General features: G+C 46.0%; 25 protein-coding genes. 15 read left to right on the top strand and 10 right to left on the bottom strand.

Annotation, left to right across the window (positions count from 1 at the left end; all coding sequences use genetic code 11):
- Positions 1-38 precede the first annotated feature (38 nt).
- Together D9X91_RS13170 and map are read left to right on the top strand one after the other, a co-directional pair.
- Positions 39-557: a type 1 glutamine amidotransferase domain-containing protein gene (locus D9X91_RS13170; protein WP_121681104.1), complete on the top strand. Its 519-nt coding sequence runs from the start codon at positions 39-41 to the stop codon at positions 555-557.
- A 534-nt stretch (positions 558-1091) separates the two neighbouring features.
- Entirely contained in the window at positions 1092-1838 is a 747-nt protein-coding gene (gene map, locus D9X91_RS13180; RefSeq protein ID WP_121681106.1) for a type I methionyl aminopeptidase, read from the top strand.
- Positions 1839-1940: 102 nt separating this feature from the next.
- Here the strand turns inward: map and D9X91_RS13185 are convergent, their stop codons facing one another.
- Positions 1941-3182 (bottom strand): MFS transporter, encoded by a 1242-nt coding sequence (locus D9X91_RS13185; RefSeq protein WP_121681107.1) that lies wholly within the window; start codon positions 3180-3182, stop codon positions 1941-1943.
- Between the two features lie 152 nt (positions 3183-3334).
- Positions 3335-3562, bottom strand: a complete 228-nt coding sequence (locus D9X91_RS13190) for a DUF1128 domain-containing protein (protein WP_121681271.1) — start codon at positions 3560-3562, stop codon at positions 3335-3337.
- A gap of 282 nt (positions 3563-3844) precedes the next feature.
- Here D9X91_RS13190 and D9X91_RS13195 point away from each other — a divergent pair, with 282 nt between their 5' ends.
- Together D9X91_RS13195 and D9X91_RS13200 are read left to right on the top strand one after the other, a co-directional pair.
- A complete protein-coding gene (locus D9X91_RS13195; RefSeq protein WP_121681108.1) occupies positions 3845-4204 on the top strand; it encodes an adenylosuccinate synthetase in 360 nt (119 codons plus the stop codon).
- A gap of 14 nt (positions 4205-4218) precedes the next feature.
- Entirely contained in the window at positions 4219-5055 is an 837-nt protein-coding gene (locus tag D9X91_RS13200) for a YihY/virulence factor BrkB family protein (protein WP_121681109.1), read from the top strand.
- A gap of 410 nt (positions 5056-5465) precedes the next feature.
- Here the strand turns inward: D9X91_RS13200 and D9X91_RS13205 are convergent, their stop codons facing one another.
- Complete coding sequence (locus tag D9X91_RS13205) at positions 5466-7385, bottom strand: heavy metal translocating P-type ATPase (RefSeq protein ID WP_121681110.1); 1920 nt, start codon at positions 7383-7385, stop codon at positions 5466-5468.
- Positions 7386-7646: 261 nt separating this feature from the next.
- Here D9X91_RS13205 and D9X91_RS13210 point away from each other — a divergent pair, with 261 nt between their 5' ends.
- Complete coding sequence (locus D9X91_RS13210) at positions 7647-8039, top strand: YidH family protein (protein ID WP_121681111.1); 393 nt, start codon at positions 7647-7649, stop codon at positions 8037-8039.
- 152 nt (positions 8040-8191) lie between these two features.
- Here D9X91_RS13210 and D9X91_RS13215 read toward each other — a convergent pair whose 3' ends face one another.
- Positions 8192-9376, bottom strand: a complete 1185-nt coding sequence (locus D9X91_RS13215) for an MFS transporter (RefSeq protein WP_121681112.1) — start codon at positions 9374-9376, stop codon at positions 8192-8194.
- Positions 9377-9499: 123 nt separating this feature from the next.
- On the opposite strand from D9X91_RS13215, the gene D9X91_RS13220 reads away from it, so the two are divergent.
- The gene (locus tag D9X91_RS13220) at positions 9500-9886 is read left to right on the top strand and encodes an OsmC family protein (protein WP_121681113.1); all 387 of its coding nucleotides are present in this window, start codon (positions 9500-9502) and stop codon (positions 9884-9886) included.
- Positions 9887-9962: 76 nt separating this feature from the next.
- Here D9X91_RS13220 and D9X91_RS13225 read toward each other — a convergent pair whose 3' ends face one another.
- Complete coding sequence (locus D9X91_RS13225) at positions 9963-10391, bottom strand: pyridoxamine 5'-phosphate oxidase family protein (protein WP_121681114.1); 429 nt, start codon at positions 10389-10391, stop codon at positions 9963-9965.
- 91 nt (positions 10392-10482) lie between these two features.
- Between D9X91_RS13225 and cax the strand changes: the two genes are divergently transcribed.
- Together cax and D9X91_RS13235 are read left to right on the top strand one after the other, a co-directional pair.
- Positions 10483-11541, top strand: a complete 1059-nt coding sequence (gene cax, locus D9X91_RS13230; protein ID WP_121681115.1) for a calcium/proton exchanger — start codon at positions 10483-10485, stop codon at positions 11539-11541.
- A 328-nt stretch (positions 11542-11869) separates the two neighbouring features.
- Entirely contained in the window at positions 11870-12862 is a 993-nt protein-coding gene (locus tag D9X91_RS13235; protein ID WP_121681116.1) for a Gfo/Idh/MocA family oxidoreductase, read from the top strand.
- Between the two features lie 11 nt (positions 12863-12873).
- Here D9X91_RS13235 and D9X91_RS13240 read toward each other — a convergent pair whose 3' ends face one another.
- A complete protein-coding gene (locus D9X91_RS13240; protein ID WP_121681117.1) occupies positions 12874-13137 on the bottom strand; it encodes a hypothetical protein in 264 nt (87 codons plus the stop codon).
- 383 nt (positions 13138-13520) lie between these two features.
- Between D9X91_RS13240 and D9X91_RS13245 the strand changes: the two genes are divergently transcribed.
- Together D9X91_RS13245 and D9X91_RS13250 are read left to right on the top strand one after the other, a co-directional pair.
- On the top strand, positions 13521-14330 hold the full coding sequence (locus D9X91_RS13245; protein WP_121681118.1) for a YfkD famly protein: 810 nt from the start codon (positions 13521-13523) through the stop codon (positions 14328-14330).
- Between the two features lie 133 nt (positions 14331-14463).
- Positions 14464-14916, top strand: a complete 453-nt coding sequence (locus tag D9X91_RS13250) for a GNAT family N-acetyltransferase (protein WP_121681119.1) — start codon at positions 14464-14466, stop codon at positions 14914-14916.
- A 66-nt stretch (positions 14917-14982) separates the two neighbouring features.
- Here D9X91_RS13250 and yfkAB read toward each other — a convergent pair whose 3' ends face one another.
- The gene (gene yfkAB / locus D9X91_RS13255) at positions 14983-16107 is read right to left on the bottom strand and encodes a radical SAM/CxCxxxxC motif protein YfkAB (RefSeq protein ID WP_121681120.1); all 1125 of its coding nucleotides are present in this window, start codon (positions 16105-16107) and stop codon (positions 14983-14985) included.
- A 152-nt stretch (positions 16108-16259) separates the two neighbouring features.
- On the opposite strand from yfkAB, the gene D9X91_RS13260 reads away from it, so the two are divergent.
- The 3 genes from D9X91_RS13260 (at position 16260) to D9X91_RS13270 (ending at position 19385) form a co-directional block, all read left to right on the top strand.
- Positions 16260-16445 carry an SE1561 family protein gene (locus tag D9X91_RS13260; protein ID WP_121681121.1) on the top strand — a complete coding sequence of 62 codons (186 nt, stop codon included), beginning with the start codon at positions 16260-16262 and terminating at the stop codon, positions 16443-16445.
- Positions 16446-17497: 1052 nt separating this feature from the next.
- Positions 17498-19051, top strand: coding sequence for a fumarate hydratase (locus D9X91_RS13265; protein WP_121681122.1), 1554 nt, complete (start codon positions 17498-17500; stop codon positions 19049-19051).
- A 100-nt stretch (positions 19052-19151) separates the two neighbouring features.
- Complete coding sequence (locus D9X91_RS13270) at positions 19152-19385, top strand: hypothetical protein (protein WP_121681123.1); 234 nt, start codon at positions 19152-19154, stop codon at positions 19383-19385.
- A gap of 2 nt (positions 19386-19387) precedes the next feature.
- Here the strand turns inward: D9X91_RS13270 and D9X91_RS13275 are convergent, their stop codons facing one another.
- On the bottom strand, positions 19388-19939 hold the full coding sequence (locus D9X91_RS13275) for a YdcF family protein (protein ID WP_121681124.1): 552 nt from the start codon (positions 19937-19939) through the stop codon (positions 19388-19390).
- 155 nt (positions 19940-20094) lie between these two features.
- Here D9X91_RS13275 and pdaA point away from each other — a divergent pair, with 155 nt between their 5' ends.
- Positions 20095-20880 carry a delta-lactam-biosynthetic de-N-acetylase gene (gene pdaA, locus D9X91_RS13280; protein WP_121681125.1) on the top strand — a complete coding sequence of 262 codons (786 nt, stop codon included), beginning with the start codon at positions 20095-20097 and terminating at the stop codon, positions 20878-20880.
- 161 nt (positions 20881-21041) lie between these two features.
- On the opposite strand, the gene D9X91_RS13285 is transcribed toward pdaA, so the two are convergent.
- On the bottom strand, positions 21042-21404 hold the full coding sequence (locus D9X91_RS13285) for a hypothetical protein (RefSeq protein WP_121681126.1): 363 nt from the start codon (positions 21402-21404) through the stop codon (positions 21042-21044).
- A gap of 117 nt (positions 21405-21521) precedes the next feature.
- Positions 21522-21869, bottom strand: a complete 348-nt coding sequence (locus D9X91_RS13290) for a hypothetical protein (RefSeq protein ID WP_121681127.1) — start codon at positions 21867-21869, stop codon at positions 21522-21524.
- 365 nt (positions 21870-22234) lie between these two features.
- Here D9X91_RS13290 and D9X91_RS13300 point away from each other — a divergent pair, with 365 nt between their 5' ends.
- Positions 22235-23107 (top strand): DNA-3-methyladenine glycosylase family protein, encoded by an 873-nt coding sequence (locus D9X91_RS13300; RefSeq protein WP_121681129.1) that lies wholly within the window; start codon positions 22235-22237, stop codon positions 23105-23107.
- The last annotated feature ends 1 nt before the right edge of the window (position 23108 follow it).

Here is a 23108-nt window from a genome sequence, read left to right on the forward strand (position 1 = left end):
AGGAAAATTCGTCAGTAAAGAAAAGGAGATGAGCGAATATGAGTAAGAAGATTGCATGTGTCGTAACGAGTATGTTTGAAGACAGCGAATACACTGAGCCAGCAAAAGCATTTAAGGAAGCCGGCCATGAAGTGGTGAACATCGAGAAGGAAGCAGGCAAAAAAGTGAAAGGCAAGCAAGGAGATGCAGAAATCTCCATCGATAAAAGCATTGATGATGTTAAACCGGAAGATTTCGATGCACTCTTGATCCCTGGTGGCTTCTCACCCGACCAGCTGCGTGCAGATGACCGCTTCGTCCATTTTGTCAAATCGTTCATGGATGACAAGAAACCAGTCTTCGCGATCTGCCACGGACCGCAGCTGCTCATCACCGCCAAGACATTGGAAGGTAGGACAGCAACTGGATTCAAATCGATCAAAGTCGATATGGAATATGCAGGTGTGACATACAAAGATGAAGAAGTCGTCGTATGCGGCAACCAACTCGTCACCAGCCGCACACCTGACGACCTGCCAGCCTTCAATCGCGAATCGTTGAAGCTGCTCAGTGAATAATAAATAGTTGAGTTGATACAGGGCCGCCCCATTCCGATGGCGGCCCTTTCGATTGTAGGGGAGGATAGGGTGGCCCTTTGGTGACAGGCACCAAAGGGCAGGGTTTAGCGTGGGAAAACAAGCGATGATGGAGAAACTGCGATTAGTGATGGAATAAACGTGATTAGTGATGGAATAAACCTCAAGAGTGATGGAAAAAATCGAAAAAGTGACGGAATCTTCTCGAAACATGATGGAATCCACCACCCCAGCCAGAAGCAAAGCCTCTTTATCCGCTCATTCAAACCTCAATCCACTCATCATCGCTTTTATTTAACAGAGGAGACTTGGAAATGGCGGGCAAATAGCCAGGAAAGCGGGTATCAGGAAAAGGTTTTCCCAAGAAAACGCCCTTGGACAAATGGAGGGGGCGGAATTGGGTCAGAGTGGCCCCTGGGTGACAGGCACCAAAGGGCACGGGTATACTTATAGTGTGATTACATATATTCAGGATTTACTAGTGAGACGTAGTTCATTGGGAGAGGAAGGATAGCGTTGATTATTCTTAAATCGCCGCGGGAAATTGAAAATATGCGCAGATCGGGGGTGCTGCTGGCGACGATCCATCAGGAAATCGCCAAATTGATCAAACCGGGCATTACCACGATGGAGATTGATCGATTTGTCGAGGGGTTCTTGAAGAAGCATGGCGCCACCCCGGAACAGAAGGGATATAAAGGATACGAGTTTGCCACTTGTGCATCGATCAATGATGAAGTCTGCCACGGCTTTCCGCGGAAGACACCATTGAATAATGGGGATATTGTGACGATCGATATGGTTGTGAATTTGAATGGAGCTCTGTCGGATTCAGCTTGGAGCTATGCAGTTGGAGACGTGGATTCGAAGACAGAGCAGCTTCTTAAGGTGACAGAAGAGTCCCTTTATAAAGGCATTGAGCAATCGGTTGAAGGGAACAGGATCGGGGATATCGGCCATGCCATCCAGACCTATGTCGAAGGCGAAGGATTTTCGGTCGTTCGCAGATTCATCGGCCATGGGATTGGTTCGACGATTCATGAGAAGCCTGAAGTGCCGCATTTCGGTGTTGCCGGGAGAGGCTCCAGACTTCGTGAGGGCATGGTTTTTACCATTGAGCCCATGGTCAACATCGGCGACTTTGAAGTAAAAATGGATGACAACGGATGGACGGCAAGGACTGAGGACGGATCTCTTTCTGCCCAGTTCGAGCATACGATTGCGGTCACGAAGGACGGCCCGGTGATTTTGACGAGATTATAAATATATCAAGAAGGAGCATGCCATCATTTGGCATGCTCTTTTATTTGCTCTTTTCTCATACTTTGTTGATTTAGGCGTTAAAATCGAAACAGTTTTTTTATTTTAGGAAGCATCTTTCAAGCTTCTTGCTTTTACCCAAAGAAAAAAGCCATACAGCAACAAAACGGTACCGCCAATCAATAAAATCCTATAAATGGACAAGCGGCTTGTCATCAGAGCAGATACCCCAGCATAGGAAAGCGGGATGAATCCAATCGAGACCATGGTCGTCAAACTCATGACGCGTCCCATTTTTTCTTGATCAGTCGTTTCTTGAATCAAGCTTGCAACAGGGATGTTGATGCTCGAAATCGCCATGCCAATCAAAAAAAGTATAATGGCAGCCATCCAAAGAAAAGGTGCTCCGCTTAAAAAGATCAAACCTGCGCCTTCTGCCATGATAAGGAGGATGACGGTGCGGCCCCTTGCATTTCTCAAATTGATCAACCCCGACAACACCGCACCGCTTAACATTCCTGCGGCAAATGCACTCTGCAGGAGGCTCAAATGAACGGCTGACCCTCCAAATTTTTCATCAGCCATGACCGGGATGCTTAGCATGAGTGGACCGATGAAAAAGAAATTATCGATGATGAACGTCAGCATCAGTGCCAATAACAGTGGACTCCTTCTCACATATTGAAACCCAGTTTTTAAATGGACAAAAATCGAAACGTCTTTGCCTGGTTGATCGATGATCCGTCTATCACTGATGTTCAGTGCAAAGAGGCTCCCGGTAATGAGCAAAATGGAAATCGTGATAAAAACGCCTTTAAATGAGAGGAGGGATAAGAGGAATGCTCCAATCAATGGTCCGATCAGCGTCGTGATCTGGCTGGTCGTCTGGATCAGCGAATTTGCCCGCGTCAACTGATGTTTGTGAACGAGAGAAGGGAGGAGCGAATCGCGTGCCGGCCAAAAAAAAGCATCGATGGAGCCAAAGGAAAAGGCGAATACAAACAGCTGCCAAAATTGAAGTTGCCCGATCGTTAAAAGCAAAAACATCGACAATATCAGCAATCCCCTGACCAAAAGTGAAAAGAAAATGATCCGCGATCTTCGTACATAATCCGCTGCCACTCCGCCAAACATCATAAAAATCACGCGAGGCAAAGTTGTCGCCATTAAAATCAATCCAAGCGATTCTGTCATATGCAGCCGTTTCAAGACATACCATTGTTCACATAACAAATAAATCGAAATCGAGAGCCCTGAGCATATGCTGGCCAGCCAAAGGAAAAGTAACGGTTTATTGTGTTGGACTTGTCGAATAACGTTTTTAGACAAAATTCCATTGATTTTCATAAAGGATACCGCCTTTCTACTTCAATGACAATCTAATTAGATAAATAACTAATTAGGTGGTTATCTAAATAGTAAAGGCGATTGGATTAATTTTCAAGTGTGTTTTTTTCATGAAAAAAGAAGCCGGTGACTCTTGGCTTCTAGTGAGTTCATTATGCTTTTTTACGAATGTTCCCCAGTTCCTCTGCGATGGCCTGCATTTCGCTGGGACTGAATGAATCTTTTCGTTTGACCATTGAATAGAGGTCGTGAAGGTCCTCGTACATTTCTTCATCGAAATAGCCAGGCTTGATTGCGCCTACATTGACCATTCTTAGTTTTGTCTTTATTTCTTCAACCATGAATTCGATATTTTCGGGTGATTTTTGAGAAAGATCCACTTCTTCCATCCTTTCCTTTTCCGACTAGCTTACATAATATCTTTCCATGATTGCTGCAGATTGTCAAATTGATTAAGTGAGGTGTATCCGATGTTTTAAAAATTGATTTAAAGGTAAATTAAAAGAGTAACAAAATTTCATCATAAAAAATATCATCTGAAAATCCCAAAAGAGGACGGCTTCCCCTATAATGAAAGATAATACGTACATAATTAAATAAGGTTCTCTCTTCAATAGGGAGGGACCCTTAAATACATTTATTGATACAGGAGGCATTTGTTCATGGCGAGTAAATTTTTCAAGGGAGTACTATTAGGGGCTGCAGCAGGTGGATTATTGAGTTTATTGGACAAAGAGACAAGAACGGCCGTCATTTCCTCAAGCAAACGCAATGGGGAAAAGGCGTGGGAGATGGTGAGCCATCCGCGCGAGCTTGTGGCCAAGTCCAAGGATTTGTACGAAAGATCCACAGCTGCCTTTCAGCAAGTGAAGGAAGATCTGGAGTATATCAATGAAAAAGTGGAAGAAGTAAAAAAAATCACACCGGAAATCAAATCGATGGTAAAGGATACGAAAGAAACGTTTGAGCACTCTGCTGAAAAGTATAAGGATGCTTTGGTGGAGGATGAACAGCAAGTATAAGATGAGGTGAGGGAATGAGAGAGAAAAAGATTAGTAAATCGTTCATAAAGAATTTAGCATCAAGCATCCAATACGATGATGCTGTCGGACTGGCAGCGGAATTGTCCTATTTCTTCTTGCTTTCGATGTTTCCTTTGCTGATCTTTTTAGTGACGTTATTACCTTACCTGCCTTTTACAGAAGAAGATGTCCTGAATGTCATCCGGGATTTTGCACCGGGACAGACGATGGACTTGATCCAAACCAATTTGAAGGAAATCATGAGCAACCGGAGCAACGGCTTGCTTTCATTCGGGATCATCGCGACGATCTGGTCGGCGTCCAACGGGATGAATGCAATCGTCAAAGCGTTGAACCGCGCCTATCGCATCGATGAAACAAGGTCCTTCCTTGTGACGAGGGGCATGTCGATCTTCTTGACGTTCGGGATGATCTTCGTATTCATGGTTGCATTGCTGCTGCCGGTATTCGGCAAGCAGATCGGGATGTATCTATTCTCTAAATTCGGTTTTTCCGAGTTGTTTTTACAGCTTTGGAATGCATTAAGATGGATTGTCAGCGCCATTATCTTATTTCTGATCTTTGTGGGCATCTACTACTTTGCCCCGAGTAAAAAAATTAGCTGCGTCACGGCCTTTCCTGGGGCGATCGTAGCCACCATCGGATGGGTCATTGCTTCTTTTGCCTTTTCCTTCTATGTCAGCAGTTTCGGAAATTACTCCTCGACCTATGGAAGCATCGGGGGGATCATCGTCCTGATGCTCTGGCTCTTCATCTCAGGCTTCATCATCATCCTCGGCGGCGAGGTCAATGCCCTGCTCAATGTGGATGACGAAGAATGCAAAAGCTGATTACCGCTAATTACCTGAGCGACAGACAACTGAAACGTACACACTAAAAAGAGGATGCACATCACGCATCCTCTTTAAAATTGTCTTTTATTCGAAGGGAGAGACCCATCATGACCAAAAAAACCAAAAAAGACGGCGGAACTAAGCAAAACAAAAACCAAAAACCTAAAGGGAAAACATCCGGATCCGCTAACGGCCAAAACGGATACCATTAGAAAAGCATAGGCAGCTTGACCAGAGGCAATGAGAAGGGAAAATTGCAGTTCGAATTTTCCTTGGCCTTCCTTTGGACCGAAGCGCAGCGTGGAAAGAAGATGGCAGGCTTCCATTATGTGTGGAATTTCTCCATCACATGGACAAAAATAGGGTATGCCCCTTGGTGCCTGTCACCAAAGGGGCATACCCTGATTTTATTTCAAGAGCCTCAGACTGTTGAGGATGACGAGGATGGTGCTGCCTTCGTGGCCGATGACGCCGTAGGGCAGATCCAAGAATTGCAGGAAGTTCGATGCGATCAAGAGCATGATGACGGATATCGAGAAGATGACGTTTTGCTTGATGATCCGATTCATCCGCTTGGAGATTTGAATCGCTTCGGAAATCCGTGATAAATCATTTTTCATGAGAACGACATCGGCGGTTTCTAGGGCGACGTCCGTTCCTTCTCCCATCGCAATGCCGACATTGGCAGTTGCGAGCGCCGGGGCGTCATTGATGCCGTCGCCGACCATGGCAACATTATTGAACTGTTCTTTCAGCTTTTTCAATTCTGACACCTTCATGTCAGGCAGGCATTCGGCGATGTATTGATTGACATAGGCTTCTTCGGCGATGGCCTTGGCCGTCTTTTCGCTGTCTCCGGTAAGCATGATCGTATAGAGTCCTTGGTCGCGCAGGAGCTTGATGGCATCGACGGTAATATCCCGCACCGTATCCTTCAGCGCAAGGATAGCAGCGATTCCGTTTGGGTCTTGGACAAAGACGATCGTTTTTCCTTCTGCTGCAAGCTTGCTTCCCGCATCATTAGCAAAACTACGCGCGTTTTCAGCACCGACGAAATCCGCTTTGCCGATTTTCCAGTCTTCACCGTGCAATGCGGCTTTGACCCCCCAGCCCGACACATCTTCCAAGGAATCAGGCTGAAGGAGCGGATTCGTGCGATCCCGCTTTTTTACATACTGGACGATCGCCTGGGCCAATGGGTGATGCGAGTAATTTTCAATCGACGCGACCTTATGAAGGACCTCATTCTCATCCACGTCGGGACGGACGATCACATCGGTCACTTCCGGCTTTCCTTTTGTCAGCGTCCCGGTTTTATCGAATGCAATTGCCTTCAGATTGCTCAAGTTTTCTAAATGGACGCCGCCTTTAAAAAGGATTCCATGCTTCGCGCCGTTGGAGATGGCGGACAGTGTCGCCGGCATGATCGAGGCAACGAGTGCACAAGGCGAGGCGACCACGAGCAGGATCATGGCACGGTAAAAGGTTTCTTTCCACGTCCAGTCCAACAACAAGTGGGGGACGAACATCATCAGCAGAACGACGATCAGGACGACCTTCACGTACGTTCCTTCAAAGCGCTCAATGAACAGTTGTGATGGCGACTTTTCGCTTTGCGCCGATTGGACAAGTTTGATGATTTTTTGGAAAAGCGTATCGCTGTTCGGCTTGGTGATCTCAATCGTGACAGTCCCAGTGATATTGACTGTCCCGGCGAAGACTTCCCCGTCCTGTTCTTTTGTAATCGGGATCGATTCGCCTGTAATGGCCGCTTCATCAATCGTCGTCTGGCCTTTGACGATCTGGCCGTCGGAAGGAATGCGCTCACCCGGCTTTACTAAGATTTGGTCACCGATGTTCAGCTCGGAGACGTGCACCCTCTTTTCATCACTGTCTACGAGGAGAGTGGCTTCCTCGGGCTGTAGATCCATCAATGACGAGATTTCCTTCTGGCTTTTGTTCATCGTATACGTTTCAAGGGCGCCGCTGACGGCAAAAATGAAGATCAAAATGGCGCCTTCCGTCCAGTAGCCGATGATCGCCGAGCCGATCGCGGCGAAAATCATCAGCATTTCCACATTCAGTTCCTTGTTTTCAATCGTCTCTTCAATGCCTTCCTTTGCTTTCGCAAACCCGCCGATCAAAAAGGCGAGCAGGAAGAAAGCGACAGAAGTTCCGCTTGCCTCATTTTTCTGCAGCAGCCACCCCGTTAGGATGAATACACCGCTCATCAAAGCGGCGATCAACTCGGCATGCGGTTTGATTTTATCCAAAAAAGATTCCTTTTTCACCTTGGGAATTGCTATTCTTTTAGCCTCAGTACTCATAAAGAACCCTCCTTTTAATGAGAAGAATAATCACTTTCATTACCCTTAAAAATGACGAAAGCTGTCATCCTATAGATGACAGCAATTTCTTATAGTGGAGCAGAAGCGGAGTCAAGCCGCTTCAAATCCGTTATAAACTTTTGTCGGCAGTTATGTTAGACATATACTACCATATAATGTATGGGAAGAAAAGAAATATGTTCCGGTGACTTTTTGCATTATAATAAATGCAAGTTAAAAACGAATGCTAGGTGAAGCAAAATGAACAATGAAAACAAAGAGCATACAGTCGATTCAAAGTATATCCAGCAGCATCTGGCCAATGAGCGAACATATCTCGCTTGGATCAGGACGGCCATTGCCACGATCGGCGTAGGGTTTCTGATCACGAATCTGCATTTCTCCTTGAGCGAAGATTTCAGTGAAATGGGCGACATCTTGGCAAATGTGATCGGCGCATTGTCCATCGTCTTCGGGCTGGCGACCATCCTATTTTCGACGGTCAGCTATTTTACGAAATTGAAGAAAATCAATGAGCAGACATTCAGGGCATCAAGAGGGCCGATTTGGATTTTGTCGACCATTTTGATTGTCATAATTTTTATTTTTGCCTTTTATTTGTTTTATATTACGACACCATTTACTGTGCGCTAATGCGAGGGGGATTTGAATCTGTGCGCGGTTCTCGGAACTGCTTATTGCGCGTAAGTTCAGTTTTTTGCGCCTAGCTCTGTTTTTTTGCGTGAAATCTGGTTTCATCCCCATAAACATGAAACAAGGGAACTCCAATTGACGGAGTTCCCTTGTTAGCTATGAAAGGCATGCTCAACTTTTTTCTCCATTTTCCTTCCGTACATCGTGACGAAGGCGAAGATGGTAAGCATCAGGAAGCTGATGATGTTGAAAAAGCTGACGTCCGAAAAGTATTCGATGAAGATGCCGGCAATGAACGGCCCGGACAGGCTGCCGACGCTGAAGGCGATACCGCAGATCAGGTTCCCAGTCGGGAGCAGGTTCTTCGGCATAAGGTCGGACATGTAGCTGATGCCAAGCGAGAAGGTCGATCCGACGACCATTCCGGCAATGAATAGGCAAATGCTCAATAAAAGGACCGAATGTTCTACGGCACTGGCGGCTATGAAGCTAATCCCGCCGATCAGCGAAATGGCAATGATGATGTTTCGCCTACCAAACTTATCGCTCATGATTCCGAGCGGCAGCTGAAACACGATGCTGCCGATGGCAAATGAGGTCAGCAGGATGGACACGCTGCTGACGGACAAGCCGATGCGCAAGGCATAAACGGGGAAGCTTCCGTTCAGGGACGATTCCAAAAATCCATACCCCATGGCAGGCAGGAAGGCGACCCAGCCGAAGCGGACGGCCGTCGAAAAGCGGCTGATCGTATCCTTGAACGAATTGACCGCCATGTCCTGCTCTGGAAAATCATTTTTCAATGTAAATAAAAAGCCCCACGCAATTAAACAAAGGACCGAGGAAATGATGAACGGTAGCGACTGGCTGATGTCGACAAGCGGTGTCATCAGCGGACCAGCCGCAAAGCCAATTCCGAAAAAGAGGCCATAGAGGGATATGTTCCGTCCGCGTCGTTCCTTGGATGAAAAAGATGTGATCCACGTCTGGGTGGCAAAATGGAGGGCGTTGTCGCCGATCCCGATGCAGAGCCTTAAGAAAAACCAAAACCAGAACGTTTTCCAGAGCGGGAACAGGGCCAATGATAAAATGACCACGCCGCCGCCTGCGATGATGATCGGTTTATAGCCGAATTTCCTGAGCGGCCCTTCCATGAAAGGGGATATGATTAAAATCCCGATATATAAAGCTGTCGCGTTGATTCCATTTAACGATGAGGATACGCCGTCATGCTCGAAGATGACCGCAATCAGCGGAAGCAGCATCCCTTGCGAGAAGCCGGAAATCGCCACGATGCTGACTAAAATCCAAAATCGCAGTTGATTTGAATGCCTCATTATCTCTTCTCCTAGTTGAATTTCAATCTCCATTTTGATGGTAACGGTAATTCATTTGAATGGCAAGATAATTAAAAATCGATTAGAATTTTATTCAATGAGAACATGGAGGAGTGAATATATATGAAATATACAATGAAAGAAGGCGGCTTTTTCACGGAGCTGCCATACGGAAGACTGGACATTTCAGGCGACGAGGCATACGGTATCCGTCCGTACCAGCTGATGGTGTCATCCATCGCAGTTTGCAGCGGGGGCGTATTGAGAAAAATCCTTGAAAAGCAGCGCGTTGATGTGAAGGACATCGAAGTTCAGGCTGGGGTGGAACGCAACGAAGAAGAAGCAAACCGCATCGAGAAAGTGGCGCTTCACTTCACGATCACCGGAACAGGACTTTCAGAAAAGAAAATCGAGAAAGCAATGGTGTTGACACGGAAAAATTGCTCGATGGTGCAATCGGTCATCGGCAGCATCGAAGTGACCGAAACATTTGAGTTGAAGGAAGGATAAATAAAATCTAAATCCAATACAACCGATCCGCCATGCCCCTCAGTTACTCGAGGGGCAAGGGCGGAAAGCAACTTAGTCATACCTTTCCAACCGCAAGCTCCTGCGGTTCAGATCCGGCATGATCATAATATAAAATCGTCTTTGGCGACAGCTTTAAGAGGAGGTAGTCGGGATCATCGGGACCCGTGATCCATGGCTGCAGCTGTTTGTGCCAATATTTCCGCTTCATTTCCACTGAACCTACTTTTTCAACAACCGCTTCAATTTCTGCATACGAATCGTTCAAGCCTTTTCCTTCATAGCCAAGCAAGATGTGGACATCTGGATGTTCTGTTAAATCATTCGCTTTATGGGCATGCTGATTGGTAGCTGTGTAAAGTGTCAAATCGTCATGAAAGAACATCATAAACCGCGAAAACGGTTTGCTGTCCTGGATAGTGGCCAATGTTCCGACATGATGATCATCCATCAATGATAAAATTTTTTCCTTCAAAGCATCGTTCATATGGGATGTCTCCTTTTTGGCAAGATATCCATTAATGTGGCTTATTAAAAGAACTTTTAACCATTTTCCTTTAAGAAGAGAGGTAGAAGGCATGGATAAAATCTTTGGTTTATTGGTCTTGGCCGGGGTGCCGCTTTCCATCATCGGATCCTTGCTGCATTGGCCGAGCGTGGTCATGTTCATTGTATACTGTGTCACGATCATCGCGCTGGCATCATATATGGGGAGAGCGACGGAAAGCTTGGCGATAGTGGCAGGACCTCGGATCGGTGGGCTACTCAATGCAACGTTCGGAAATGCAGTCGAACTGATCATCTCTATTTTTGCCCTGCAGGCGGGATTGACGGAAGTCGTCCTGGCATCGCTGACCGGGTCGGTGATCGGGAACCTCCTGCTTGTGGCAGGACTTTCATTTTTCGTAGGCGGACTGAAGTTCAAGCGCCAGAAATTCAATGTCTTTGACGCAAGGCACAACTCGGGGCTGCTCATGTTTGCCGTCATCGTTGCCTTTGTCATCCCTGAAATCTTTGCGATGTCGATGGAACCATCCCGGACGATCAGCTTGAGCGTCGGCATCTCCATCATCTTGATCATCTTATACATGGCAGCACTTTTCTTTAAACTCGTCACCCACCGAGGGGTCTATCAATCACAAAATGACTCTGCCGGGGAAGAGGCTCATGAAGAACCGGAATGGAGCAAGGGAAGGGCGACACTCGTACTGGCGCTGGCAACCGTTGCCGTCGCATATATCTCAGAAAACCTTGTACATACGTTTGAAACGGTCGCACACAGCTTTGGCTGGAGCGAGCTGTTCATCGGGGTCATCATCGTCGCCATCGTCGGAAACGCTGCCGAGCATGCATCCGCCATTTTGATGGCGTACAAAAATAAAATGGATGTCGCCGTCGAAATTGCCATCGGCTCGACCTTGCAGGTGGCGATGTTCGTCGCGCCTGTGCTTGTGTTGATCTCCCTGTTCTATGCCCAATCGATGTCGCTCATTTTCACGATCCCCGAGCTGGTCGCAATGGTGTCATCAGTGCTCTTGACGGTCGTCATCGCCAATGACGGGGAGACGAACTGGTTCGAGGGGGCCACGCTGCTTGCAGCATACGTGATCATGGGATTGGGATTTTATTTGTTGTAGGGAATGTAAGAGCTTAGGATTTTCTAGGCTCTATTTTTTTGTATATGGATTATTAAATTGTGATAGACCGGTGGTTGTGATATTTTTGAAAAATAAGGCTGTAACAAAAGGAGGGCTCAAGAAATTTTGTTGCTGTTAATCAAAATCGGAAAGGGCTGATTTCCGCTGCAGGATGCTCGCTTTCCGAGGGGCGGGCGGTAAGCCTCCTCGCTCCGCTGCGGGGTCTTACCTTGCCCGCTGATCCCTCCGGAGTCTCGCACCTTCCGCTCCAATCAACATACTTTAAGTATTCGCCTATAAAAATATTAAACCAACTAGGAGCTATCAAATGAAAAAAGCAAACCTCTGTTTTATCGGTGCTGGCTTTCATGCATCGACGAACATTTTTCCATCTGCTATCGAAGCAGGCGCGGAAATACAAGCTATATCCACAAGGAATATTGATCGTTCCAAGGCTGCGCTGCAGCGGTTTGGAAGCAATGGGACGCCTTATGATGATTATAAAAAAATGTTGGAACAAGAAGAATGCGACGGGGTTGTCGTCATCGCACAGCCTGTGGATCAACCTTCCATTGTGCTCGATTGTATCAGGGCCGGGAAAAATGTATATGTAGAAAAACCACTTGGGATGAGTGTGGAAGAAGCGGCTCAAATTGCAGATGCGGCTGAAGAAGCAGGAGTGATCGTGATGGTTGGATTCATGAAACGCTTTGCCCCTTGCTATGCGAAGTTAAAAGATTTAATGACAGAGGGTAATCTGGGTGCCGCTCGTTCTTTCCAAGCAAGGTTTGCGGTGGACAGCACACCGTTTTGTAAAAATGAAGATCAATTTATCAAATTTGCCGCGATACATATGGTTGACCTTGTTCGCTATCTTTTTGGAGAAGTCCTTCAAGTAACAGGTCTGAAATATACAGACCAGGAATTCATCTCCCAAAGTATTTCGCTGAAGTTTGAAAATGGCGTCGTCGGGAGCCTCTATTTTACGGGAATGACAGCTTGGTCGCGTGAAAGTGAAAATATGCTCGTCACATTTGATAACGGCTTTGCCTTCGCTGATGAAATCAATACCTTGACCGTGCATCAGTCGCAAACTTTTGAAGACCTGCCATGGAAGTCCTTAAGGGAGGAGAACGCCGTTTTCACTCCATCGGCCACACCGATGTCCGGACCTTACAGAGACCTTTATTTACGAGGGTTTGTCGGGGAAATGGCCCACTTTATCGGCTGTTGTAAAAGTGGGGAAACGCCCACTTCAAATGGACGCGACAATGTGAATACAATGCTGCTATGTGATCGCATACTTTCTGCGCTGCAGTAAGACGCATTGATTTAAAATCCAGATCCATTGGCCAATCCAATCATAAACAACACGATGATGGCAATATATCCGACGGGAAGTAAGATGAGTATGGCCGCCGATGCTTTTCGCCAAAAGCCGCTCGTACTGAACCAGGAAGCTGCCGCAGCAGAAATGTAGCCGATTGCGATGATCCAAAGCCATAGATGACCAATATATTTTCCGGTGAGCGTTTGTAAGATGAAAAAAGTGGCGATCAGTATCAAGATTGAAACAATTCCTAAGTACTTTCTCAATTTAAATCTCTCCCTTCATTAACAGAATTTTACCATAAATATCCAGTTTGTTAGAAGGACTTTTCTAATAAAACGTAAAAACCTCTGCACAATCGTTCTTTAAGTGTGCAGAGGTTTTTAAAATCCGTTAAGTATCATATTCACTTTGGAAGAAGGCGTTTCGCATATCGATAGACATTCCTCCTTTAATTTCAGGTAAATGTTAACTGATAGCCCTCCCTCCTGTTTGTTAAGTTAAGTATACAACAGTGTTAGAAATTTGTAAATATTCAGAATAATATTTATCTGTTAGAAAAAAATGTATTTCCTTAATAGGCATAAAGTGAATGACACGGGAAAAAATAATAAAAAATTTGGTAAGAAGGAAGGGAGTTTACGACAACATGAAATGGCCTCAATCTATTCTAGCCGTCATTTTTGCATTATTTACACTTACCAATCCCGTTCATGCTGAAAAAACAAAAGCACCTGAAAAATCTGTTCAGGCTAAAATACCATCCTCGGTCTTGAATGTGGCGAAGGAAAACACTTATCCAAACCCGACACAGGATATGCCGTATTTGCAGCCGAGCGAATTCACGAAAGACTTGTTGAAGTCATCGAATGTCAAAATCGACAACCCGAATTTGATTAAAATGTTCAATGAATCAGCGATTAACAAAACGCCTTTCTCCATCGGATTGAGAGCGACGATCTTCCTTGGTGAGTGGCCGCTGAGCTACGAGTCGTCGGAAACGGCGCCGAACTGGGAATATCAAAAAATCAACACGAATTACTTTGACAACCGAGGCGGGAAAAAGAATTATCAAATTCACTACGTCCAGGAATCGCAAAAGGTCATTAAAGGCGGCTTGACGGCCAAGATCGCAAAATCTGAAGACGTCAAAAAAATGATGCTCTTAAAAGCGATGGAAAACACAAAGCTTCCATTATCATGGGATACCATCGTCGGAGCAGGCACGAAAAAAGATAACGTCTACAACATCGCACCAAAACGGCTCGGCTACCTATACGGCTATGCTCCAGCCGTCAATGAAAAAGGGAAAGTGACTTACGGCGAAGTCTACCTGGTCCTCAAAGGGCTGAAACGGATGATCATCGTCAAAAACGTTACCTCCCAAGGCATCGGCGCCTGGATCCCCGTTCAGGACCACGTCTCATTCGGCTTCATCTCAACCGATCGACCAAGATAACGATACTAAAGAGTGACAGGCACCATCCATTTTCTGGATGGTGCCTGTCACCCTTTTTTACCCATTGTTGCTTTTTTTAAGGTAATGTTTTTAGTATGAAATAAGCCATAATAGAAGGGATAAGGAGAACAACATGGAAATCAGGAAGCTGAACAAAGGGGAAGAGCCCCCGATGGACCTGCTTTTGTTGGCAGATCCTTCAGAAAAGCTGGTTAAGGAGTATGTAAAGAGGGGAGACTGTTTTGTTGCCATCATTGAGGAGCAAATTGTCGGCGTCTATGTCCTTTTGCCGACAAGGCCGGAGACAGTGGAGTTGGTCAATGTGGCCGTGAATGAGGATCTACATGGCAAAGGGATTGGCAAGCGATTGGTCATGCATGCGATACAAGAATCCAAGGAGAGGGGATTCAAAACGGTTGAAATTGGAACCGGGAATGCCGGCATCGGACAATTAGCGCTTTATCAAAAGTGCGGTTTCAGAATCGTAGGAGTGGACTTTGACTTCTTTACAAGGCACTACCCGGAAGAAATTTACGAGAACGGCATCCATTGCAGGGATATGATCCGACTATCGATGGATTTATGAAAGGGTGACTGAAAGGGTGACAGGCACCATCCATTTTCTGGATGGTGCCTGTCACCCTTTTGAATTTTATATCAATGTTTTTCTCTTGCTGAAGTCGACTTCAGGGTAGTATGCATCCTTCACGAGGACGTTGGGGCCCAGGCATTTGACGGATGGGCAGTGGCAGTTGAGGTCTTTTGCCAGTTTGGAGTCCATCCATTTATTGAATACATCCGGAAGCGAATCGCGTACGACGTTGCCGAGTGCAGGCGTATCGCCGAAGTCCGTGACGATGACATCTCCGTTGAAGATGTTCACATTCAAACGGGACCGGCCGTCAGGATCGTTGCGGACGGTGACGTTCTTTTCGTTATAAAGTCTTGAAAGCAGTTCGCGGTCTTCGGCATTGCTGCTGCAAGGATAGAAAGGAAGCGTTCCGAACAGCATCCACACCTCTGGATTGCGGATATCGAGCAGGTGACGGACTGCTGAACGCATTTCATTAAGCGTCAATGTTTCCATCGTCGAAGCGAAGTCACTCGGATACATCGGGTGAACTTCATGTCGGGCACATTGCATTTCCTCCGTGATTTGCTTGTGGATTGCCTCCATATGTGGAAGTGTGCGCTTATTCAGCATCGTTTCTGCAGACACCATCACATTTTCCTTCGCAAGCGCGCGGCTGTTCTCAATCATTGTGTAGAAAAGCTTTTCACGTTGGGCAGGCGTCGGCTTTCGTTCCATCATCGCAAATCCACCCTCGATGAAATCGTCGATCGTGCCCCAATTGTGGGAAATATGAAGAACGTCCAGAAAAGGTGCGATCTCCAAGTATCTATGTAAATCAAGCGTCAAATTTGAATTGATCTGAGTACGGACACCGCGCTCATGGGCATACTTTAATAAAGGAAGAACATAATTCTTCACCGACTTCTTGGACAGCATCGGCTCACCGCCCGTGATGCTCAAGGAACGCAGATGAGGGATTTCTTCCAATCTTGATAAAAGCAGATCAAGCGGCAGTGCATCCGGGTCCTTCGGCTGCAGCGTATACCCGACTGCACAATGCTCGCATCGCATATTGCACAAAGTCGTCGTGGTAAACTCGACATTCGATAACGTCAGCCGGCCATGCTCCTCCATATCCATATAGGCTTCCCATGGATCATATTCGGTCGTGATTTTTTTTAATTGTGTATCATTAATAGGCATGTTCATGCTCCTTCAAACAAAATTGTACCAACTGCCATTATTCTGCAGTTCCCCATGGCTGTCAACCAGCGAAAGCCGGATATAAACGAAAAATCGTTGCACAAACCACATACTTCCGTTACGATGGAAAAGTACGAAAGGAGAGACGACAGATGGGTAACGCTATTCATGACAACGAATCTCAAGTAACTTACTTAAAGCAACGTTTAAATATGTTTTTAGACGTATTGGATTCCATAGATCCCGAAAATACAGAACTCGAAGACGTCGACCGCTTAATCAACATGCTCGACGAACTCGAAACGAAATGTGAACAATTCAAAAAAACACAAGACTAATCAGTCTTTGCATCGAAGCTCTCTTTAGGAGGGCTTTTTTTGTTTTTGTAATGGATGGAAATCGGCTAATGCGCAAAAAATTGAAGTTAGGCGCAAAAATCTTGAGAATCGCGCAATAATCACAAGTTACGCGCAAAAAACAAAATCAAAGCCAATTTGTCTGGCGGAGATGCACAATCAAGGTGGTTATTTTGATGATTGCTCGCAGGCTCGATGTGGGCATCACGCAAAAAATTGAACTTAGGCGCAAATAATCAAGAAAATAGCGCAAAAAAATGAAGTTAGGCGCAAAAATTCCGAGAATCGCGCAATAATCACAAGTTACGCGCAAAAAACTAAATCAAAGCCAATTTGTCAAGCGGAGATGCACAATCAAGGTAGTTGATTTGATGATTGCGCACAGGCTAGATGTGGTCTTCACGTAAAAAATTGAACTTAGACGCAAATAATCAAGTAAATAGCGCAAAAAAATGAAGTTAGGCGCAAAAATTCTGAGAATCGCGCAATAATCGCAAGTTACGCGCAAAAAACAAAATCAAAGCCAATTTGTCTGGCGGAGATGCACAATCAAGGTGGTTATTTTGATGATTGCTCGCAGGCTCGATGTGGGCATCACGCAAAAAATTGAACTTAGACGCAAATAATCAAGAAAATAGCACAAAAAAATGAAATTAGGCGCAAAAATTCCGAGAATCGCGCAATAATCACAAGTTACGCGCAAAAAACAAAATCAAAGCCAATTTGTCCTGTACACGCCTATGACCAAGCCGTCTCCGCTTTTCCAGTTGTCCAGCTCCCCCGGCTAGAGGCTGTGAGATTTCCCTCAGCGCGCTTACGATAAGTCAACATCGAATCGCTGTCGCTCTTCGTGTTTCCTTTATTTCATTCGAGTCAGTCCAGCTTAGTCGTCGATAATCAGGGTGCCTCCGCTTTTGTGTGTAAACGCTCGCAATCTTTCCTTTTCAACTTTTTGGACTAGGAGTATAATGTAATCGGAATCAAATACAGACAAACAAATGCTACATGTGTTCTGAAAGTAGGGAGAGGGTAAAATGAACCTGGAAAAGCTTAAGGAAAGTATGTATCAATTAATCGTGGAGACGTCGACGAATCTTCCGAAGGATGTCCGCAGGGCCATCAGGGAAGCGAAGCAGCGTGAGAATGAAGGTACGCGTGCGGCGATGAGTTTGGCGACTATTACTAATAATATTCAGATGGCGGACGAAAATGTGTCCCCGATTTGTCAGGATACGGGTCTTCCGACATTCAAGATCAAAACTCCGGTCGGCGTGAATCAGCTCCAAATCAAAGAGGCGATTTACGAGGCGATCACGAAAGCAACAAAGGATGGGAAGCTTCGCCCGAATTCCGTTGACTCGCTGACGGGTGAAAACAGCGGCGACAACTTGGGACTTGGCACGCCTGTCATCAAGTTCGAGCAATGGGAAAAAGACTACATCGAGGCGAAGCTGATCTTAAAAGGAGGCGGCTGCGAGAACAAGAACATTCAATACAGCCTGCCGTGCGAGCTTGATGGGCTCGGCCGCGCGGGACGCGATCTTGACGGCATCCGCAAGTGCATCATGCACTCCGTTTACCAAGCGCAAGGTCAAGGCTGCAGCGCCGGCTTCATCGGCGTCGGCATCGGTGGCGACCGTTCTTCCGGATACGATTTGGCGAAAGAACAGCTATTCCGCTCCGCTGATGATGTCAATCCGAATGAATCCCTTCGCCAATTAGAGGAGTATGTAATGGACCATGCGAACGAGCTTGGCATCGGTACAATGGGCTTCGGCGGCGAAACGACACTTTTAGGCTGCAAAGTCGGCGTCATGAACCGCATCCCGGCCAGCTTCTTCGTTTCCGTAGCGTACAACTGCTGGGCATTCCGTCGTTTGGGCATCAGCATCAACCCGGAAACTGGCGATATCAATGAATGGCAATACCAGGACGGCGAGCTTGTTTCTTTTAAAGAAGAAAACGAAGCAGAAAAGCAAACAGCTGCTGCTTCCGAATCTGAAAGCAGCATCGTGACGCTTGAAGCACCGATCACAGAGGAAAAAATCCGCGAACTTAAAGTCGGTGATGTCGTGCGCATCAACGGTATGATGTACACGGGCCGCGACGCGATTCATAAGCATCTTTCCGATAACGATGCACCGATCGACTTGAATGGTCAGATCATCTATCACTGCGGTCCGGTCATGTTGAAGGATGACGAAGGCCAATGGCACGTGAAAGCAGCCGGCCCGACTACGTCCATTCGCGAGGAGCCTTACCAAGGCGATATCATGAAGCGCTTTGGAATCCGTGCGGTCATCGGAAAAGGCGGCATGGGACCGAAAACATTGGCTGCCCTTGAAGAACATGGCGGCGTCTACTTAAACGCAATCGGCGGAGCTGCTCAATACTATGCAGACTGCATCAAATCCGTGGAAGGCGTCGACCTTATGCAGTTCGGAATCCCTGAAGCGATGTGGCACCTGAAAGTGGAAGGCTTCACAGCAGTTGTCACAATGGATTCCCATGGCAACAGCCTTCATGAAAAAGTCGACAAGTCGTCTTTAGAAAAACTGGCGCAGTTCAAGGACCGCGTGTTTAATTAATTTCACGAAAAAAATAAACTCCCCTTAATTTCAGAGGGGAGTTTTTTGTGGATTATGTTAATATTTGGATAAATGGGTTTTTTGAAGGAGTGTGATTAATATGATCGTCTATGTGATTATCGCCCTCATTTTCCTTTTGATTTATCTAAATCTTGTAAGAACCGGGAGAATGAATCTGTTTGAATTAACTGCGTTAACATTCATAATCTTCGGGGGCATATTAATGATCTGGTCGAAAACTTGGCTCGGAAATGTAGGGGTTGGTATATTCTCACTGGGCTCATTCATGCAATTGGTGGATGTCATAAAAAATAAAAATGAAATTAAGAGGTAATTTCACACCCATCCCGAAATATGAGACCCAAAGTAGCTCCCTATCTTCTCTACTTCCGTCATGACGCGGCGGATGCCGTTGTCCGTTTGGAACCAATTATCTTTGTCCACGCCGGCACGATCGGCTACTGTGGCCATCATGAATTCCGTTTCTTTCGGGAACACGGTTTGATACGTCATGAGCGCTCGGCGGGAGTGCCATGATTTGCAGACCATGATGACTTTTTGCGGATGGATCCCGTTCTTTTTTAATACATCAAAAGAAAATTGGGCATTATGAAACGTATGCTGCGCCTGATTTTCCTTCAAAATCGCTGATTGCGGCACACCGTTTGCGATGCCGACCTTCTGCAGGAAGTCCCATTCGGTCGTCGTCACGCGCGGGTTCGATCCGCCGGATGGCAGGATATATGGCGCCATTCCTTGATGATACAGCGATGCGGCTTTTTCCATGATTTGTGGGAGGCTGCCGCCAGGAACTAGAATCACATCTGCCGGTGCAATTTCTGTTTCGACAAATATCAAGTCGGTGATGCAATCGAATGGATATGACATGGCTGACTCCTCCTTTCTCAAACCTTTGCCACCTATCTAATACCACTCTTTTCTTCAGCATATGCACGTTTCCTCCCTGATTCCAATAATATGCACGCATGATTCCGTCCAATTGCACAAAAAATAACCCCAAAAGCAGTAAAGGAAGGTATTTTATGAAAAAATGGATTGGCTCTTTGGCGCTCATTTTCTTCCTCGCATTCGCCCAATCTGCCTCTGCTGTTTCCAATCAGGCCATTCACTGGGGCTTTATGAAGGGAAAAAACGGGGAGCAGGGGGAAGCAGGAGCCCAGCTCGATCAGCTCATTGCTAAATACGGGGCATTTTATAAGGCAGGAAAAGAAAAGAAAATCATCTACTTAACATTCGACAATGGCTATGAAAACGGCTATACGGCACAGGTGCTTGATGTGTTGAAAAAAGAAAAGGTGCCTGCAGCCTTCTTTGTCACCGGACACTATTTAAAAAGCGCCCCAGACCTCGTCATACGGATGGTCAATGAAGGGCACATCGTCGGCAATCATTCCTGGGGACACCCGGACATGACGCAGATCACCGATGACCGGATCAGACAGGAGCTTCAAAAAGTAAAAGATGAAACAGCACGCATCACGAAGCAAAAGGATATGACATTCATGCGGCCGCCGCGGGGAATCTTCAGCGAGCGCACGATGCAAATCGCCAAAGAGGAAGGCTATACCCATGTATTCTGGTCACTTGCGTTTGTCGATTGGAAAGTCGATCAGCAAAAGGGTTGGAAATACTCCTACGATAATATCATGGCACAAATCCATCCGGGAGCGGTCATCCTGCTTCACACCGTTTCAAAGGATAACGCCGATGCACTCGATAAAGTGATCAAGGACTTGAAAAAGCAGGGCTACAAATTCAAAAGCCTCGATGATTATGTGAAGACCCATCAAGAAAACAAAGCAAACTAAAAGAAGGCTGTCGGGAAAACTAGCGGATTCGGTTTTGAAATGCAAAATTCGAATCAAAAGTGCTTTCCACAAACCAAATGACAGTCAAAATAGCACACGAAAAAGCTCAGAGCAATCAAAAGTCCTGAGCTTTTTTTGATGCCATACATTTGCAGCCAATTTTATAGAAGACGGTTCTCCAAGGATTCTATTGCCAGTTCTAGTGCAGTCAACCGGCGCTCGATTAATGTTTTTTGAGAACTGCCTTCTTTTGCTTTTTCCAGCTGGCTTTTGATAGATGGAAGGAGGCCATGTAGAACTTCTTTAGAAGTCAATACGGTTTCTTCATCATCGGAAAAATCCTCCCCATTCCATGTACCCTTGAGGCTTTCTAAACCAATCTTTACAGCGTCTCGTCTCTTTTGGACAAGGCTTGTGTTCAATCCTTTTTCTGTCATGCTTTTATAAGAAGTTGAAAGTTTATTGAAAGTCGACTCCAAGGATTTAATGGATAAGTCTTGGATATCTTGGTTGACAGTCTTCAAATAGGAAGCACCCTTTCTTTTTTAGTAATACTAAAATGTTTTTCAACCAACCTGAAGTTAGTGGAATAGCCCCGATCGATTTTAACATAAATGCCCAATAAAACAGTCCCGGCAGCCTCAATCTTTGCTTCCATATTTATTCGCATAATTCACTTCAAAATTGCCGTCTTTCGTCTGGACGGCCAACGTTTTGTCGTCCTTGCCTTTTATCGTGAAAATTTTGGAGCCGGCCGGAAAATGGTTTGAAAAAATTTTGTTAGGATTCACGTTAACTTCCTGGTCAGAGTAGACCTCAACGGTATTAATTTGTTTTCCTAAATCTTCATCCGGTATCATGTTGTCGGACACGATGTAATTGTCGCCATGATAGACGATAAATGAGTACGCCCAATCTGCACTGGGGCTGGATTGGCAGCCAGTGAGCAGGAAAAATGTGAGCAAAACCATGAAAGTGATCTGTTTCAAGTGATTTACACTCCTCAAATAGACTATAGAAGAGATGAAATCAACTCGCTTACCGCGGACGAACCACCGAGCCACCTCGCTGTGCTGCGGGGTCTCGGCTGGCTCGTTTTTCCGCAGGAGTCTCGCCGATTCCCTCTCTTCATTAAATTCTCGTTCATGTTCATTAATAAAAAATTGGGAAAGACTTTTTCATCGGGAACATGGAAAGCGAAGTGTATTCAGGCTGCAATATTAATAATCTCTCCTTTACAATTTTTAGACGAACGAATAAGCACCAAGGTTTCAGTTCAATTCGCCTTCTTTCTGTTGAACCCCTTAAATATGCTATAATCGAGAAAAGCTTAAGGGGATGTAGGTGAACGAACATGTGGGAAGAAAGGCTGCAGATCGAGGGACCGTATCATTTTGATTTGATTTTGGAGCGGCTCTCAATGGATCCGTTGAACGCAGTGGATGTGAACAATCGTACGGTCAAGGTGCCGATCTATGAACCGGAGCGGGAAGTCGCGACGATCCAGGCTGTCGGCGAAGTGGAAGCACCGGAATTCATCATTAAAGGTAGGAACGAAAAAACGAAGGAATCGGTGCAGGAGAAGCTCGCGCATATTTTCCAGTGGCACGTGTCGCTGAAAGATGTGGACAAGCATTTTGCCGAAACCGATTTGCACGAGATTTTTGCCCAGCACCGCGGGACGCCGCTCATTCTTGATTTTTCTCCCTATACGTGCCTGATCAAGTGCATCATCCATCAGCAATTGAACTTGAAATTTGCTATGACGCTGACGGAGCGGTTTGTGCACACATTCGGTGAGGAAATCGATGGGGTCTGGTTTTATCCGACGCCGGAAAAAACAGCTTCTTTGGCGATCGAAGAGCTGCGCGAACTCCAATTCAGCCAGCGGAAAGCGGAGTATGCGATCGGCTTGAGCCAGATGATCGTCAATGGCGAGCTCAATCTCGAGGAACTGAGCGTGGAATCGGATGAAATGATTATGAAGACGCTCGTGAAAATCCGCGGCATCGGGCCATGGACGGCGCAGAACTTCCTGCTGTTCGGACTCGGACGGCCGAACCTGTTCCCGATCGGGGACGTCGGCATCCAAAATGCATTGAAAAAATTATACAAGCTCGAGGCAAAGCCCGATCATCCTGCGATGGAGCAGTTCAGCGAGGCGTGGAAGCCTTATTTAAGCTATGCATCCCTATATTTATGGCGAAGCATTGAAACGACGGAGTGAT

It is taken from the genome of Falsibacillus albus, assembly GCF_003668575.1.
GTDB lineage: Bacteria > Bacillota > Bacilli > Bacillales > DSM-25281 > Falsibacillus > Falsibacillus albus.